This is a genomic window from Pseudarthrobacter sp. GQ63, from assembly GCF_059758765.1.
Genome location: NZ_JCAXEF010000009.1, coordinates 1 through 15,546 on the forward strand (window position 1 = coordinate 1; position 15,546 = coordinate 15,546).

Here is a 15,546-nt window from a genome sequence, read left to right on the forward strand (position 1 = left end):
CTCACCAGTCCAGCCGACGCGCCTAAACCAGCGGATATTTCAGCAGTCTCCTAGCCCCTCCCGCCCAACTGGGTAGCAGCAGATGTCGTTTTGAGCGCTCATAACGACATCTACTGCTACCCAGTTGCGTTTAAGTAGTACTCACCTCCCGGCAGCCGCTGGCTACTCGTGTGCGGCAGTACAGCCCCGTCCTACACTGAACCACCAGGGCTCCGCTCACGAGGAATGTCCTGCCGTTGCTGTGGGAGGTGTGGGTTTATGTCGGTAAGGGAACCGCTGGGATTCCGCAAGGCTGCGCTAGGCGGGGCCGTGGCACTCGTCCTGACCGGGACCGGGGTGGCGTTCGCGTGGGCCGCGAACGAGACTCCGCCGCCCGCACCGTCGTCGTCCTCGCCGCCGGGAAAGTCGGGCGATGCCCCTGGGCAGAACAGGGCCCCCGGCCAGGACAAGGCGCCCGGACACGCTAAGCCAGACAAGGCACAGCGCCCGCAGCACCTGCATGGCGAGAGCGTGGCCAAAAAGGCTGACGGGACTTTCCATACCGAGGTGACACAGCGCGGCACCGTGGAGTCCGTCAGCGACACCTCCATCACCGTTCGAAGCGAGGACGGCTACTCGCAGGCCTACACCATCGACGCCAGCACGAGGATTACGCAGGTGACGGCTCCGCCGGCGGAGGATGCTGAGGCCAAGGACGACGGCGGCAAACGGCTTAAGCGGGCCGACGGAACCATCGCGGACATCGCCACGGGCGACGACGTCCGGATCTCCGGAGTGAAGGACGGGGACACCGTGACGGCGGAGCGCATCGTTGAGGGCGCCGGCGGGGGTCCGGGCCTGGGGCTGGGCCGCGGCCACGGCAAAGGACCCAACTAGGTAGCAGCAAGTGTCGTTGTGGAGGCTCATAACGACATCTGCTGCTACTCAGTTGGGTCAGCCCTGGTCCACCAGCCCCGCCATGATGCCCTGCAGTGCCTCGCACACGATGGTCACGGACCGCCGCTTCAGGTTTTCAGGCCTGGCCAGCAGGTCGATCCGCCGCCGGGTGCTGATTCCTTCGAGCGGGCGCAGCACGATGTCCGGATTCAGTACCGGCCCCGCGGTGTACCTGGGGAGCAAGCCCACCACGCCGCCGGTGGCAACCAGGGCGGCCACCGTGGAGTAATCGTTGATCCGGTGGACGATGTTCAGTTCCCGGCTGGAAACGGCGGCGACGGCGGACAGCACGTCCGCGGGGGAGTAGCCGGCGTGGCTGGTCACCCAGGTCTCGCCTCCGACGTCGTCCGCTGTGACCGCCGCCTTGGCCGCCAGGGGGTGCCCGGCAGGCAGAGCCACGTCCAGGGGCTCGTGGGCAAGAGGGATCACCGTCACGCGTTCGGCAGGCCAGCGCGGGCTGTGGTCCATCCGGTGGGCGAGCACCAGGTCATAGCGCGCGGTGAGGGCGGGGAAGTCCTGCTGGGCCACGTCCTCGTCCGAGAGTTCTATCCGCGGCTGTCCAGGGGCGGCGAGGATCCGGGCGAGCGGGGCGAAGACCGCCTGCCCCGCGCTGTGGAATCCGCACAGGCTTACCCTGCCGGCAGCGGAACCGTGGTAGTTCCCGATGGCATCCTTGGCGTCTGCGATGGCGCTGACGACGGCGGCCCCGGCGTCGGCCAGCACCTGGCCTGCCTCGGTGAGCACCAGGTTGCGGCCCTCCTTGCGGGTGAGCGGGACCTCGATCTTCCGTTGCAGCAGAGCCAGCTGCTGGGAGACGGCGGACGGGGTGACCATGAGGGTGTCCGCCACTGCCTTGACGCTTCCGAGGGCGCCCAGTTCGCGCAGGATTTCAAGCTGGTGAATCTCCATCACAGCATTCTATGCATTAGGAATAGCTACATCGTCGATTGAGTATTTTGCTGTTGTGCTAAAGCTTCTTCCTCGCTGTAATGAGGAAGGCAGGACCTGCCACGACAAACAAAGAGTGAGGAAGCCGATGAAGGCTTTGTACAAGGCCGGACCCCAGGCCGGCTTCGAGCTGGTAGACCGCCCCGAGCCGGTACCGGGCCCTGCTGATGTGAAGATCCGGGTCATGACCACCGGCGTCTGCGGCACCGACCTCCACATCCAGTCCTGGGATTCCTGGGCGCAGGGGATCATTGAAGCCCCCCTCATTCCGGGCCACGAGTTTTATGGCGAGGTTGTGGAAACCGGGGAGGACGTCCGCGACGTCAAAGTGGGGGACCGGGTGTCCGGGGAGGGCCATGTGGTGTGCGGGATCTGCCGGAACTGCCGCGCCGGCAGGCGGCAGATGTGCATCCATACCGTCAGTGTTGGCGTGCAGCGTGACGGTGCGTTCGCCGAGTATGTGGTGATCCCGGAGACCAACGTCTGGGTCCACCACGATCCCTCGGTCACGCCCGAACTCGGTGCCATCTTCGACCCTTTCGGCAACGCCGTGCACACCGCCCTGAGCTTTCCCCTGGTGGGGGAGGATGTGCTCATCACCGGCGCCGGACCCATCGGCCTGATGGCCATCGCCGTTGCCCGGCACGCCGGGGCCCGTAAGATTGCCATCACCGACGTTTCGCGCCCACGCCTTGAGCTTGCCCGCCGGTTGGGGGCAGACCTCGCGATCGATGTTTCCACCACCCGCGTGCGCGATGCCCAGCGCGACCTCGGCATGCGGGAGGGCTTCGACATCGGCATGGAAATGTCCGGCCATCCCGGTGCGCTGCCGGAGATGATCGACAACATGAACCACGGCGGCCGGATCGCGATGCTCGGCCTGCCTAGCCAGGACATCATCATCGACTGGGGCAAGGTGGTCACCCATATGCTCACGCTCAAGGGCATCTATGGCCGCGAAATGTATGAAACCTGGTACGCCATGAGCGCCATGCTCTCTTCCAGCCCCGTGCTGCATGCGGGAATATCCGCCGTCGTCACTGACACGCTGCCTGCGGGCCAATGGGAAGAAGGCTTCGACCTTGCCCGCAGCGGCACAGGTGGCAAAGTTGTCCTCGACTGGACCCAACTCTAAGGAACACCATGTACACCTCGATCAAGGACCAGCTGCGCACGGAGCTGGACGATATCCGCAGCGCGGGCCTTTTCAAGACCGAACGCAGCATCAGTTCCCCGCAGTCCAGCCACATCACAGCCGGACAGATCGGGCAGACGGGCGCGGACGTGCTGAATTTCTGCGCCAACAACTACCTTGGCCTGGCGGACCACCCGGACATCATCCACGCGGCCAAGGCGGCCATGGACGAGCGAGGCTTCGGCATGGCCAGCGTGCGGTTCATCTGCGGCACCCAGGACCTGCACCTCGAACTCGAATCCCGGGTTTCCCGCTTCCTGGGCACCGAGGACACCATCCTGTTCTCCAGCTGCTTTGACGCCAACGGCGGTGTCTTCGAATCGCTCTTCGGGCCGGAGGACGCAATCATCTCCGATGCCCTGAACCATGCCTCCATCATCGACGGGATCCGGCTCTGCAAGGCCCAGCGGTACCGGTACGCCAACCAGGACATGGCGGACCTCGAGGCGAAGCTTGTGGAGGCGAAGGACGCCCGCCGCAGGATCGTTGTTACCGACGGCGTCTTCTCCATGGACGGGTACCTTGCGCCGCTGGAGGCCATCTGCGACCTCGCCGAGAAGCACGACGCGCTGGTGATGGTGGACGACTCCCACGCCGTCGGCTTCATGGGCGGAACGGGGGCGGGCACACCCGAACACGCAGGAGTGTCGCACCGGGTGGACATCTACACCGGCACGTTCGGGAAGGCGCTGGGCGGAGCGTCCGGCGGCTACGTGTCCGGCCGGGCCGAGGTGGTGGCCATGCTCCGCCAGAAGGCCCGCCCCTACCTGTTCTCCAACTCGCTTGCTCCGGCCATTGTCGCGGCCACCATCAAGGCCCTGGACCTGGTGGAGAACTCGGCGGACCTGCGGCGCACGCTCTTCGAGAACGCCGTCCTGTTCCGGCGCCGGATGACGGAGGAAGGCTTCGATCTCCTGCCCGGGGAACACGCCATTGTGCCGGTGATGTTCGGCGACGCAGTGCTGGCCGCAAAGGTGGCTGACCGGATGCTGCAGCACGGCGTCTTTGTCACAGCCTTCAGCTTCCCGGTGGTTCCGCGGGGTGCCGCGCGGATCCGGGTGCAGCTATCGGCTGCGCATTCGGCGGACGACGTCGAAGCGTGCGTGCGTGCCTTCGTCGCCAGCCGTGCCGAGGTAGCAGGCCAGGAAGGGTAGCGCTGGAAGCCAAGTCTGCAAGGATAGGGAAATGGCAGCTCATTATGATGTCCTGATTGTTGGCGGCGGCATTGCCGGACTGTCCCTGGCGTCTGCGCTGGCGGGCAAATGCAGCGTGGCATTGGTGGAGGCGGAACAGGAACTGGCGTACCACACGTCATCCCGCTCGGCCCGCCAGTTCATTCCGAGCTACGGCCCGCCCGTGGTCCAGGAACTGACCGTCCGGACGCTTGAGCTGCTTGCCGCACGCGATACGGAGTTGCCCGAACCCATCCTGACGCCCCGCAGCTTCATGCTGATCGGCGCGGAGGAAGACGTGGCCGCGGAAGCCAGTGGGCTCATGCGGTCCATTACCCCCGCTGAGGCGCTGGAGCTTTGCCCGGCGCTGGTCCCCGGTACCTTCCAGGCCGCGGGGCTGGACGAAGGGTCCTTCGGCTGCAACGCGCCGCTGCTGCTGGCAGACCACCGGGAGCGGGCCGCCTCTGCCGGGGTGGACATCATTACCGGCGCCAGGGTGCACACCGCGCAACGGCTTGGTTCCGGCTGGCAGGTGGGTGCCGGCACGGAGGGCTTCCAGGCGGGCGTCCTGGTCAACGCTGCCGGCGCATGGGCGGACGAACTTGCCGTGATCAGCGGAGTGGAAAAGCTTGGACTCCAGCCGTACCGTCGCACGGCGGCGATTGCCGCCGTCGACCATCCCTTGCCTGAGCACAGCCCCATGGTGGCGGCAGCGGACAATTCGTTTTATTTCCGGCGGGACGGGGACGACGTGCTCATTTCGCCCTCCGAATCGGAGCCCAGCGGGCCCGAGGATGCCCGCCCGCGGCCCGGTGACATCGAGCGGCTGGTGGACAGGTTGAACCGGGAAACCACGTTGGGGATCACGGAAGTCCGCAGGGCATGGACGGGGCTGCGGACGGAGGCGGCCGACGGCGTTCCGGTGGCGGGGTTCGACGCGGAGGCTCCGGGCTTCTACTGGCTCGCCGGGCAGGGCGGCTACGGATTCCAGACGTCCTCGGCCATGGCTGAACTCGCGGCAGCCCAGATTTTGGCGGGCCAGGCCGGTGCTGCCGCCGCAACCGGGACGGCGGGTCCGGAATCCCGGACAGCGCAGGCGCTGGCGGCCACCCGCTGGTCCGTGCGGCGCTGAAGAATGGCTGTATGAGCACCCTGATTACCAATATCGCCGAGCTGATGACGCAGGACCTGGAACACAGGGTCCTGAAGGACGCGGCGGTGGTGATTGAGGGCGAACGGATTGCATGGATCGGCGCTGCTGCCGATGCTCCGGCCGCGGATGATGTCGTGGACATGGGCGGCCGCGCCGTGCTGCCCGGCTGGGTGGATTCCCATACCCACCTCCTGTTCGCGGGGGACCGGACCGCTGAGTTCGAGGCGCGGATGGCGGGGGAGTCCTATGCGGCCGGAGGCATCGCGGTCACCATGAACGCAACCCGTGGCACGTCGGATTTTGACCTGACCCGCCTGGCGCTTGGCCGTGTTGACGAAGCCGTCTCGCAGGGAACCACCTACCTTGAGACAAAAACGGGCTATGGACTGGACGTTGAGCACGAAACCCGGAGCGCGCGGATTGCCTCCACCGTGGCGGACCAGGTCACCTATCTGGGGGCGCACCTGGTTCCCGCGGGACAGGACCCGGAGGAATACACCAGCCTGGTATGCGGTCCCATGCTGGCTGCCGTCCGGCCCTTTGTGCAGTGGGCAGACGTCTTTTGTGAGGAAGGAGCCTTCACTGCCGAACAGTCCCGGCGGGTCCTTCTGGCCTGCCGCGACGCCGGCCTGGGGCTCCGCGTCCATGGAAACCAACTTGGCGAAGGCCCGGGCGTGCAGCTCGCGGTGGAGCTCGATGCTGCCAGCGTGGACCACGTTAATTACCTCGCCGCAGGGGATGTTGATGCCCTGGCCGGGACCTGGACCGGCTGGGACGCCGGCACGGGCACCGGCAGCCGCGGCACGGTTGCGACCTGCCTTCCGGCCTGCGACCTTTCCACCCGCCAGCCTCTGGCCCCTGCCCGGGCGCTCCTGGATGCCGGCGTCCAGGTGGCGCTCGCGTCCAACTGCAACCCGGGAACGTCCTACACGAGCTCCATGGCGTTCTGTGTCGCCACGGCGGTGCTGCAGATGCGCCTCAGCGTCCATGAAGCCGTCCGGGCAGCCACGTACGGGGGAGCCCTCGCGCTGCACAAGGACACAGGGAACGACGCCGACGGCGAACGGGCGGTGGGGTCCATCGCGGTCGGCCACCGGGCCGATCTGCATGTCCTTAATGCGCCGTCCGCCACCCACCTCGCCTACCGGCCGGGGATGCCCTTGACATACGCTGTGTGGCGGGCAGGAAAGCAGGCGCGGTAGCTCCGGGATCCTAATGACGTTAGATGATCGTTTGCGGTCTGTTATGATCAGAAAACGTCATCTGAGCAGGTGGCTTGAGTACTTGGAGGCCCTGCATGACCCGCACTGACAGACTGACGGCAATCCTGGACCTCCTCGCACGGACCGGCCAGGTGGAGGTCGAAGAGATTGTCAGCACCTTGAACGTGTCCCCAGCCACCGCCCGTCGCGATTTGGACAGCCTGGCCAAGCGCCGGCTGCTCACCAGGACCCGCGGAGGCGCCACCACGGGAGCCCTTGCCTACGACCTGCCCGGCCGGTACAACCGCGATGACCACGCCGAGGCCAAGGAGCAGATTGCCCAGGCTGCCTCTGCGCTGATAGCTCCCGGTGCGGTGATCGGATTGTGCGGCGGGACCACCAGCACCGCGCTGGCACAGATCCTGGCCACGCGCGAAGACCTCAACGCGCCGTCCAACCAGCCCACCCTGACAGTGGTCACGAACGCGATCAACATCGCTTCGCAGCTGGCGGTCCGGCCCAGCATCAAAGTCATGGTCACGGGCGGGATCCTCAATCCACGCTCCTACGAGTTGGTGGGTCCCTACACGGACATCATCATGCAGAAGGTGGTGCTGGACATCGCCTTCATCGGCGTTAACGGCATTGATCCCGAAGTGGGGCCAACCAATACAGGTGAGGGTGAGGCCTCCGTCAATGCCCTCCTCGCCAGCAGGGCAAGGGTTTCCTACGTCCTGGCGGACTCGTCCAAGGTCGGCGTGCGTGCCTTTGCCACCATGGACGGGTACAACTTCACCCGGCTGATCACGGATTCCGGAATTTCGGCGAAGGACAAGGCTGCCTTCGAAGCCAACGGCACGGAAGTGATCGTCGCCCCCGGCTAAGCGGCATTGGCTGGGCGGCACCGGCTCGTCGCCACCGGGTGGGAGGCACTGGCTGGCGCCACGGGGTAGAAGGCATTGGCTCGGGCTACCGCGTGACACTGGAAGGGCAATCAGCCTGGATCCAGAAACTGAAGGCAAGATGGGAGCATGCTGGTTCCCTCCCGCCGTCGCCTTCGGTTTGAAGTCTGGATTGTCCTGGGCCTGTCCCTGGGCCAGTCTGCTGTGTACTCCGTGGTGCAGCTCCTGGACAAGATGACCCGTGCACCGCTGGCGGAGGGCACGTCCACACTTAACCGCTCGCAGAGCACCCGCGAATATTTTGACCTGACCTACCAGCTGCTGGACATCATTTTCGCGCTGGTTCCGGTGCTGCTGGTGCTCTATTTCCTCAGCGACCATCGTCAGGCCGCGTCCGGCGACGGCAGCAACTCCGGGTCAGCTTTCAACAAGCTTGGCTTCAACTTTGCCCGCCCCGGCGGGGATCTGCTCCAGGGACTCGGGTTGGCAGCACTGATCGGCATCCCCTCCCTGGGCCTTTACGCCGCAGGCAGGGCGCTGGGGATTACCACGGCCATCATTCCCAGTGCACTGGACGCGTACTGGTGGACAGTACCGGTGCTGATCCTGTCAGCGATGCGCCATGCCGTGGTGGAGGAAGTCATCGTGGTGGGATACCTGATGAACCGTTTTGGAAAGTTCGGCTGGAGCATTCCGCTGTCCATCCTGGCGAGCTCGCTGCTCCGCGGCACGTATCACCTGTATCAGGGCTTCGGCCCCTTCATCGGCAATGTGGTGATGGGCATCGTCTTCGCGTGGCTCTATACCCGAACGCGGCGGGTGATGCCGCTGGTCATTGCTCACGCACTGCTCGACATCGTTGCCTTCGTAGGCTTCAGCCTGTTCGGCACGGCAGTCGGGTTGGGCTGAATTCCTCAGGCGACGTCGGCCACGGTAAGCACCGCGTTAGGCTCGGGTGGGCACGACCGCGGGCAATAGTGAGCACGATGGCGGGCAGCAGGTGGCAGCTAGGTCAGTACCGGGTCAACTTCCCTGAGCGGGCCCTGCGCCAAGACGGCCGGCGCAGCGTAGAAGAGGGAGCAGTCACGAGCAGTGGGCATGGGCGGGTACGGCCCTAAACCATGCGTTTGCCCGGTGTGATGCTCCGTCAGTTTTAACTCCGCCGCTAAGGCCGACAGGACAGGCTGGGCCAGTGGGGTGGTTCCCAGTCTTGGTGTTCGCTTTTGTAGTGGCGGCCGGTGGGTGAGGTCCAGCCGGGTGGTTGGTTTTTGGTGGCTGGTGTTGGTTTCCAGCCGGTGGTGTGCCGGAGTTTGTGGTGTTTCGGGCAGGGTTGTCCGAGGTTGCTGATGCCGGTGGTTCCGCCGTGGTGCCAGGCGAGGAGGTGGTCTGCCTCGTTGTCCAAAGAGCTGTTGCTGCAGCCGGGGAAGGGGCACTTGCCGTCGCGCAGCCGGAGCCAGTTCCGCATGGCTTTGGTGACCCGGTAGCTGGTCCTGCCGATCTCCAGCGGGGCCCCGTCCCGCGGATCGACCAGGACGCGGTGGAACGAATCGGCCCCGTTAGCGGCCAGGTCCCTCGCCATGGAGGCTGGGATGGGTCCGTATCCGTCGAGCATTGCTGGCTCGTCGGTCAGGCCCATGAGGGTGAGGACCGGTACGGTGACGAGGACCTGCGCCCGGATCCGCGACGACAGCCCGGCGGGATCCGTTCCGGCACCTGCACCGGCGCTGGTGTCTGCAGGGACGCTGGGACTGTCACCACTCCCGCGGCCGGTGCCGCTGGTGAGGATGGCTTCGGCGAAGGTATCGGCCCGGATTTGGGTGAGGGTGCGGGCCTCGTGGGGTCCTTGTGCGGCGCGGGCGAGGGCGTTGAGCCGGTTCCAGCCTGCCATGGCCTGGTGGGCGGGGAGGTAGGCGGTGAGCCAGGCCATCCCGTCCTGGTCAGGACTGTATTCCACCCGCCGGTCCGCCACGGCCTTGGTATGGCGCTTCTCGATCGATTCGGCGTGGTGGCGTTCCCGCCAGGTCAGGGCCTTGGCCTTGAACCGGTGAGCGGGCATCTCCCCGATCGTCGCCGCACCGGCCGGCCGTGGTGTGTCCGGGTCCAGGAAGTGGGCCTCCAGGGCGGTGGCGGCGGTGGGGTCGAGGGTGGCTGCCTCGTCCGCCATGACCTGGGCGTGCTGCCACGAGAGCGTGCCGGCCTGCAAAGCGGAGAGGGTCAGGGGCAAGGTGGTGGTCAGGGCGTGCGATACGGCCAGGAACGCGCTGGCGGCCCGCGGCCCGATGGCCAGCACGCACCCGATCTCGGCGGCCACAGCCATTTCCTGTGCCTGCACCGGCGTCCCGGGAGGGGCCAGGGCATGGGCGGTGTCGGCGTACTTCATGGCAGCTCGGGCCTTCAGGCCCGCCACGCCGGCCTCCACAGCCGCCGCGCCGGCAAGGATGTCCAGGCTCCCATCCGCCAGCCCGGCCAACGGATCGGCAGCAGAGAACGGCTCCGCACCGCACCCATCCACCTCCGCATTGAGCACAGCAAGAGCGGCCCTGATATCCGCAAACGCCCCCGCCACCGCTTCCCTGCCCATACACCCATCATCGCAAGGGGGTCTGACAATGTGGCGTTCATGGAGGCGGCATGAACTCCCGCGCACTGGAATGCAGCTGGGAGACGAATTCGGCCGCCATCAGCGGGTGGCGCCGTTGTCACCTGCTGATGGCGGCCGAAGCTTTTGCGGGCAGAATGCATTTTTTGCCCACGTTGATGCCCAGGCGTGGGCACCCGGGCAGGCGGTGGAGCGTCAGATAGTGACTGCCCCGTTGGCGGTCTCGAATGTCACCGAAAGGATCCCGGGGGTTCCATGCGGTGCCACCCACTCCACAGCTACGTCTTCCAGCGGCTTTTCCACTGGTTCCCCCAGCCACTCGGTCACCCGGGCTGCCGAGCCGGCGATGGTGAGGCAGCTCATCTTGACGTTGCTCTCGTAGGCGTTGGACGGGTGCAGGGACGGGTCGCCCTCCCACTTGAGCATGTACGGGACCTGGGGGTCGGCGATCAAGCCGAGGATGCCGATTTGCTTCCACACGAGTTCGCGGCCGTCAGGGAATTTACGGTTGCCGTTGACTGCGGAGCGTCCCAGGCGTTCCTCGAAGGGGACCAGGTCGTCCACTTCGACGCACCAGCCCATCCATCCGCCACCTGCGGCGGAGCGTGCCCGCACTGCCTGGCCGAAGGGGGCCTTGTCAGAAGCCGGGTGGTCCAGGACCTCAACGACCTCAAGGTACTTGTGCCCCGCGAGCGGGATGATCATATTCCGGGTTCCAAACCGCGGGTGCACTCCACCCTTTACTGCCTCAACGCCGAGGGCAGAGGAAATACGTTCGGTGGTGGCAGCCAGGCCATCGTGTTCACAGGCGTAAGAGACGTGATCCATGCGCATGGCAACATCTTGGCACTTTGTGATCGGGCTCTCAGCTAAGGGTAGCCTTACTGGGATTTTCCCTGCGGGAAGTGATTGCGCGGACTTCCGCAAGGGTCATGCGCGGGACCATGTTCGTCACAATGCTGTGCCGCTTTGCGCAGGTGTTCCTACACTGGGCTCAGGTTATGAGTGCCAGCGCTAAGCCCCGGCTTGCTGGCCGGCAACCCTCCTTCCGCGGTGGGGTGCCCCGGGTGAGGACCTGGCTGTCCGGTAAATGGCCGGATGGCAAGCGCGGCCCGCGGTGCTTCGTGCATGCCGGGCCCAGTCAAAGGAGCCTTAATTGTCCAACGGATGGTCATTCGAAACCCGCCAGATCCACGCAGGACAGGAGCCGGACAGTGCCACGGGCGCTCGGGCACTCCCTATCTACCAGACCACGTCCTTCGTTTTTCCCAGCGCCGAGAGCGCCGCCAACAGGTTCGCCCTTGCTGAACTGGCACCCATCTATACCCGCATCGGCAACCCCACCCAGGAGGCCGTGGAACAGCGGATCGCCAGCCTTGAAGGCGGGCTGGGGGCACTGCTGCTGAGTTCGGGCCAGGCCGCCGAGACCTTCGCCTTCCTGAACATTGCAGAGGCTGGAGACCATATTGTTGCCAGCCCCAGCCTTTACGGCGGAACATACAACCTCTTTGCCCACACCCTGAAGAAGTTCGGCATTTCGGTGACTTTCGTGGCGGACCCGGACAACCTGGAGCAGTGGCGCACTGCAGTGCAGCCCAACACCAAGTTGTTCTTCGGCGAGGTGGTCTCCAACCCCCGTCAGGACGTCCTGGACATCGAAGGCATCTCCCAGGTGGCACACGATGCCGGTGTGCCCCTGATCGTGGACAACACCCTGTCCACCCCGTACCTGATCCGCCCGCTGGAATGGGGAGCGGACATCGTTGTCCATTCGGCAACCAAGTACCTGGGCGGCCACGGCTCCGCGATTGCCGGTGTGATCGTGGACTCAGGCAACTTCGACTTCGGCAAGGACCCGGCAAAGTTCCCGGGCTTCAACACCCCGGACCCCACCTACAACGGGCTGGTGTACGCCAGGGACCTCGGCAAGGACGGTGCCCTGGGCGCCAATCTGTCCTACATCCTCAAGGCCCGCGTCCAGCTGCTCCGGGACCTGGGCTCCGCCGTCTCCCCGTTCAACGCATTCCTGATCGCACAGGGCCTGGAAACGTTGAGCCTGCGCGTGGAACGGCACGTTGCCAACGCCACGGAGGTGGCGCGCTGGCTGGAAGGAAGGGACGACGTCGAATCCGTCGCCTATGCGGGGCTGCCCTCCAGCCCGTGGTACGAACGGGGCCGCAAGTATGGCCCCAAGGGCACGGGCGCGATTGTGTCCTTCAACCTGGCCGGCGGAGCCGAGGCCGGCAAGCGCTTCGTGGACGCGCTGGAGCTGCACTCCCATGTGGCAAACATCGGTGACGTCCGCTCCCTTGTCATCCACCCGGCGTCGACCACCCACAGCCAGCTTTCCCCGGAACAGCAGGCTGTTGCCGGCGTAACCCCCGGCCTGGTCCGGCTGTCGGTGGGAATTGAACACATCGATGACATCCTGGCGGACCTGGAAGCGGGCTTCCGGGCAGCGAAGGACGCCACCGGAGCCTAGCCAGGCGCCCAAAGAAAACCAGCACGGCGGCAAGCCGGGGAAGTCATAACCAGTCACACTCTTGGCGGCAGGCGGGGGCTGTTTCGTACACTCGAACCAGGTCATGAGTGCCAGTGACAGCCCCGGCTTGCTGGCCGGCAACCCTCCTTCCGCGGTGGGGTGCCCCGGGTGAAGACCTGGCCTGCCGGTCATTCGACGGCGGGCAAGCGCGTAGAAGAGGTCTTGCCATGACGGTTACCGTCACCCGTACCACCGTCCCCGAACACGGAATCGTCCGCTATGCCTCCATTGGGGGACTGGACCTTGAGGCTGGCGGCTACCTGCCCGAGGTCACCCTGGCCTACGAAACCTGGGGCACACTTAACGCGGACGCCAGCAATGCCGTCCTGATCGAACACGCCCTGACCGGCAGCACCCACGTGACCCGCGGCGATACCGACGAACCGGGCTGGTGGGAGCAGCTGGCCGGGCCGGGTGCGCCCGTGGACACGGACCGGTTCTTTGTAGTGTCCATCAACATTGTGGGCGGCTGCTACGGGTCCACCGGGCCGTCGTCGCCGGCACCGGACGGGGCCCCCTGGGGATCCCGGTTTCCCCTGGTCACGCTGCGGGACAGCACTGTGGCGGAGGCCCGGCTGGCTGACCAGCTGGGGATCCGGAGCTGGTTTGCGGTGCTGGGCGGTTCCATGGGCGGAGCCCGCGCACTTGAGTGGGCCATCTCCTTCCCGGAGCGGGTGCAGCGCTGCGGGGTGATCTCCATCGGCCACGCCAGCACGGCCGAGCAGATTGCGTTCGCACAGGCACAGACCCTGGCGATCCGCCAGGATGCCAACTTCAAGGGCGGCGACTACTACGGCGGCCCGTTCCCCGAGGACGGACTGGCCCTGGCCCGGCGGATCGCGCACATCACCTACCGCTCCGCGGCGGAACTGGAAGGCAGGTTCGGCCGCGAACCCCAGGCTCCGGAGTCACCCCTGCACGGTGGCGTCCTGGCCGCCCGCGGACGCTACCAGGTGGAAAGCTACCTGGACCACCAGGGGAACAAGCTGGTCCGACGGTTTGATGCCAACAGCTACATCGCCATCACCGAGGCCCTGATGAGCCACGACATCTGCCGGGGCAGGGGGCCGCTTCCCGAGACCCTGGCGCGGTCGGGTGCGCGGTTCTTCGTGGCAGCCGTGGATTCTGACCGGCTCTACTTCCCGGCCCAGTCCCGGGAACTTGCCGCGGCGCTGCCGGGAGAAGTGGACGTTCACGTCATCGAGGCACCGATAGGCCATGACGGCTTCCTGACCGAAATAGGCCAGCTGGGCCACCAGCTCCGGGCGCACCTCTCGGCATAAAACTTCCCCCCACAGGCAGTCAAATGTGCATTTATGCAGATAGCCTCTGCATGATTCGCCGTTGAGCTTGGTGTTCAGGCGGACCATACTCGTTGGGACCCGGCGGTTCGTGGCCAAAATCACACGTATCCGCCACAGACTGTCCCAGTGGTGTCGAAGAAGACGCCGAAGGAGTTCATCAATGAGTACGGAAAAGTCCGCCGCACGGCGGCCCGAGGAAACCGACGTCAAGTCCTCAGGCCTGAAGAAGGTCGTCACGGCCTCCATGGCCGGCACCGTGGTTGAGTGGTACGAGTTCTTCCTCTACGCCTCCGCCGCCACGCTGGTGTTCGGCAAGCTGTTCTTCCCCAACTCCGGAACCGAGCTGGACGGCATCATCGCAGCCTTCGTCACCTACGCGGTCGGCTTCGTTGCCCGCCCCATCGGCGGCATCGTCTTCGGCCACTTCGGCGACAAGTTTGGGCGCAAGCAGCTGCTGCAGCTGAGCATCATCCTGGTGGGTGTTGCCACCTTCCTCATGGGCTGCCTGCCGACCTTTGCGCAGATCGGCTACTGGGCCCCGGCGCTGCTGGTGTTCCTGCGCTTCGTCCAGGGATTCGCGGTGGGCGGCGAATGGGGCGGCGCCGTGCTCCTCGTCGCCGAGCACAGCCCGAACAAGTCCCGCGGCTTCTGGTCAAGCTGGCCGCAGTCCGCTGTCCCCATGGGCAACCTGCTCGCCACCGCTGTCCTGTTCACCCTCTCCTCCACCCTCGCCCCGGAAGCCTTCCTCAGCTGGGGCTGGCGCGTCGCCTTCTGGCTCTCCGCAGTGATCGTCATCATCGGCTACTACATCCGCACCAAGGTCCAGGACGCGCCGATCTTCCTCGAGGCCCGCAAGGAAGTCACTGTCGAGAACAAGGGCTACGGTGTTGCCGAAGTCTTCCGCCGGTACCCGCGCGGCGTGTTCACCGCCATGGGCCTGCGCTTTGCAGAGAACATCCTCTACTACCTCGTGGTCACGTTCTCCATCACCTACCTGAAGGTGGTGGTGCAGACGGACACCTCCCGCATCCTGCTCCTCCTGCTGGTGGCACACTTCATCCACTTCTGCGCAGTACCGCTGGTGGGCAAGATGTCCGATTCCCTGGGACGCCGCCCGGTGTACATGGCCGGTGCAATCCTCGCCGGAACCTGGGGGTTCTTCGCATTCCCCATGATGGACACCGGCAACGATTTCATCATCCTTGCGGCCATCACCATCGGCCTGCTCTTCCATGCGCTCATGTACGCCGGCCAGCCGTCCATCATGGCCGAAATGTTCCCCACCCGCATGCGGTACTCGGGCGTTTCCCTCGGCTACCAGGTGACGTCCATCGTGGCCGGCTCGCTGGCGCCCATCATCGCCAGCTCACTGCTGGGCAGCTTCGGCTCGTCCGTTCCGGTGGCGTTCTACCTCCTGGGCGCCTGCGTGGTGACCGCGATCTCGGTGTTCTTCCTCAAGGAAACCCGCGGTATCTCGCTGCATGACGTTGATGCCGCCGATGCCCAGGGCACCGCCGACCTTCTGGCCGCGGCCAAGAAATAGCCGCCAGGAAGTAGTCCCCACGGCACAGCACCACGGACACGGCAGCTGCC

General features: G+C 65.7%; 13 protein-coding genes and 2 riboswitches. Of the genes, 10 read left to right on the plus strand and 3 right to left on the minus strand.

Annotation, left to right across the window (positions count from 1 at the left end; genetic code table 11):
- Positions 1-258: 258 nt before the first annotated feature.
- Positions 259-876, plus strand: a complete 618-nt coding sequence (locus AC6CHP_RS14525; RefSeq protein WP_498230638.1) for a hypothetical protein — start codon at positions 259-261, stop codon at positions 874-876.
- A gap of 57 nt (positions 877-933) precedes the next feature.
- Here the strand turns inward: AC6CHP_RS14525 and AC6CHP_RS14530 are convergent, their stop codons facing one another.
- Entirely contained in the window at positions 934-1,845 is a 912-nt protein-coding gene (locus AC6CHP_RS14530) for a LysR family transcriptional regulator (protein WP_498230640.1), read from the minus strand.
- A 127-nt stretch (positions 1,846-1,972) separates the two neighbouring features.
- On the opposite strand from AC6CHP_RS14530, the gene tdh reads away from it, so the two are divergent.
- The 6 genes from tdh to AC6CHP_RS14560 all read left to right on the plus strand — a co-directional run bounded on the left by tdh (position 1,973) and on the right by AC6CHP_RS14560 (position 8,417).
- Entirely contained in the window at positions 1,973-3,019 is a 1,047-nt protein-coding gene (tdh, locus tag AC6CHP_RS14535) for an L-threonine 3-dehydrogenase (protein ID WP_498230642.1), read from the plus strand.
- Positions 3,020-3,027: 8 nt separating this feature from the next.
- Positions 3,028-4,233, plus strand: coding sequence for a glycine C-acetyltransferase (locus AC6CHP_RS14540; protein WP_498230644.1), 1,206 nt, complete (start codon positions 3,028-3,030; stop codon positions 4,231-4,233).
- Positions 4,234-4,264: 31 nt separating this feature from the next.
- On the plus strand, positions 4,265-5,383 hold the full coding sequence (locus AC6CHP_RS14545) for an NAD(P)/FAD-dependent oxidoreductase (protein ID WP_498230646.1): 1,119 nt from the start codon (positions 4,265-4,267) through the stop codon (positions 5,381-5,383).
- An 11-nt stretch (positions 5,384-5,394) separates the two neighbouring features.
- A complete protein-coding gene (hutI, locus tag AC6CHP_RS14550; RefSeq protein WP_188732189.1) occupies positions 5,395-6,606 on the plus strand; it encodes an imidazolonepropionase in 1,212 nt (403 codons plus the stop codon).
- Positions 6,607-6,701: 95 nt separating this feature from the next.
- Positions 6,702-7,490 carry a DeoR/GlpR family DNA-binding transcription regulator gene (locus AC6CHP_RS14555; protein WP_104185271.1) on the plus strand — a complete coding sequence of 263 codons (789 nt, stop codon included), beginning with the start codon at positions 6,702-6,704 and terminating at the stop codon, positions 7,488-7,490.
- 147 nt (positions 7,491-7,637) lie between these two features.
- Entirely contained in the window at positions 7,638-8,417 is a 780-nt protein-coding gene (locus AC6CHP_RS14560) for a CPBP family intramembrane glutamic endopeptidase (RefSeq protein WP_188732188.1), read from the plus strand.
- A gap of 256 nt (positions 8,418-8,673) precedes the next feature.
- On the opposite strand, the gene AC6CHP_RS14565 is transcribed toward AC6CHP_RS14560, so the two are convergent.
- Positions 8,674-10,089, minus strand: a complete 1,416-nt coding sequence (locus AC6CHP_RS14565) for an HNH endonuclease signature motif containing protein (RefSeq protein WP_498230649.1) — start codon at positions 10,087-10,089, stop codon at positions 8,674-8,676.
- A 213-nt stretch (positions 10,090-10,302) separates the two neighbouring features.
- A complete protein-coding gene (locus tag AC6CHP_RS14570) occupies positions 10,303-10,941 on the minus strand; it encodes a VOC family protein (RefSeq protein WP_104185268.1) in 639 nt (212 codons plus the stop codon).
- A gap of 163 nt (positions 10,942-11,104) precedes the next feature.
- A riboswitch (SAM riboswitch) is annotated at positions 11,105-11,221 on the plus strand.
- A 42-nt stretch (positions 11,222-11,263) separates the two neighbouring features.
- Here AC6CHP_RS14570 and AC6CHP_RS14575 point away from each other — a divergent pair.
- The 3 genes from AC6CHP_RS14575 (at position 11,264) to AC6CHP_RS14585 (ending at position 15,496) form a co-directional block, all read left to right on the plus strand.
- Entirely contained in the window at positions 11,264-12,589 is a 1,326-nt protein-coding gene (locus AC6CHP_RS14575) for a bifunctional o-acetylhomoserine/o-acetylserine sulfhydrylase (protein ID WP_498230651.1), read from the plus strand.
- Between the two features lie 99 nt (positions 12,590-12,688).
- Positions 12,689-12,804: riboswitch (SAM riboswitch) on the plus strand.
- A 12-nt stretch (positions 12,805-12,816) separates the two neighbouring features.
- Complete coding sequence (gene metX / locus AC6CHP_RS14580) at positions 12,817-13,932, plus strand: homoserine O-acetyltransferase MetX (RefSeq protein WP_188732185.1); 1,116 nt, start codon at positions 12,817-12,819, stop codon at positions 13,930-13,932.
- 181 nt (positions 13,933-14,113) lie between these two features.
- A complete protein-coding gene (locus AC6CHP_RS14585) occupies positions 14,114-15,496 on the plus strand; it encodes an MFS transporter (RefSeq protein WP_104185264.1) in 1,383 nt (460 codons plus the stop codon).
- The last annotated feature ends 50 nt before the right edge of the window (positions 15,497-15,546 follow it).

Bases quoted from the DNA above. Each gene is read 5' to 3' on its own strand.
- tdh (WP_498230642.1), top strand. From the start codon at position 1,973: ATGAAGGCTTTGTACAAGGCCGGACCCCAGGCCGGCTTCGAGCTGGTA.
- AC6CHP_RS14545 (WP_498230646.1), top strand. From the start codon at position 4,265: ATGGCAGCTCATTATGATGTCCTGATTGTTGGCGGCGGCATTGCCGGA.
- hutI (WP_188732189.1), top strand. From the start codon at position 5,395: ATGAGCACCCTGATTACCAATATCGCCGAGCTGATGACGCAGGACCTG.
- AC6CHP_RS14570 (WP_104185268.1), bottom strand. From the start codon at position 10,941: ATGCGCATGGATCACGTCTCTTACGCCTGTGAACACGATGGCCTGGCT.
- AC6CHP_RS14540 (WP_498230644.1), top strand. From the start codon at position 3,028: ATGTACACCTCGATCAAGGACCAGCTGCGCACGGAGCTGGACGATATC.
- metX (WP_188732185.1), top strand. From the start codon at position 12,817: ATGACGGTTACCGTCACCCGTACCACCGTCCCCGAACACGGAATCGTC.
- AC6CHP_RS14530 (WP_498230640.1), bottom strand. From the start codon at position 1,845: ATGGAGATTCACCAGCTTGAAATCCTGCGCGAACTGGGCGCCCTCGGA.
- AC6CHP_RS14585 (WP_104185264.1), top strand. From the start codon at position 14,114: ATGAGTACGGAAAAGTCCGCCGCACGGCGGCCCGAGGAAACCGACGTC.
- AC6CHP_RS14525 (WP_498230638.1), top strand. From the start codon at position 259: ATGTCGGTAAGGGAACCGCTGGGATTCCGCAAGGCTGCGCTAGGCGGG.
- AC6CHP_RS14565 (WP_498230649.1), bottom strand. From the start codon at position 10,089: ATGGGCAGGGAAGCGGTGGCGGGGGCGTTTGCGGATATCAGGGCCGCT.
- AC6CHP_RS14555 (WP_104185271.1), top strand. From the start codon at position 6,702: ATGACCCGCACTGACAGACTGACGGCAATCCTGGACCTCCTCGCACGG.
- AC6CHP_RS14560 (WP_188732188.1), top strand. From the start codon at position 7,638: ATGCTGGTTCCCTCCCGCCGTCGCCTTCGGTTTGAAGTCTGGATTGTC.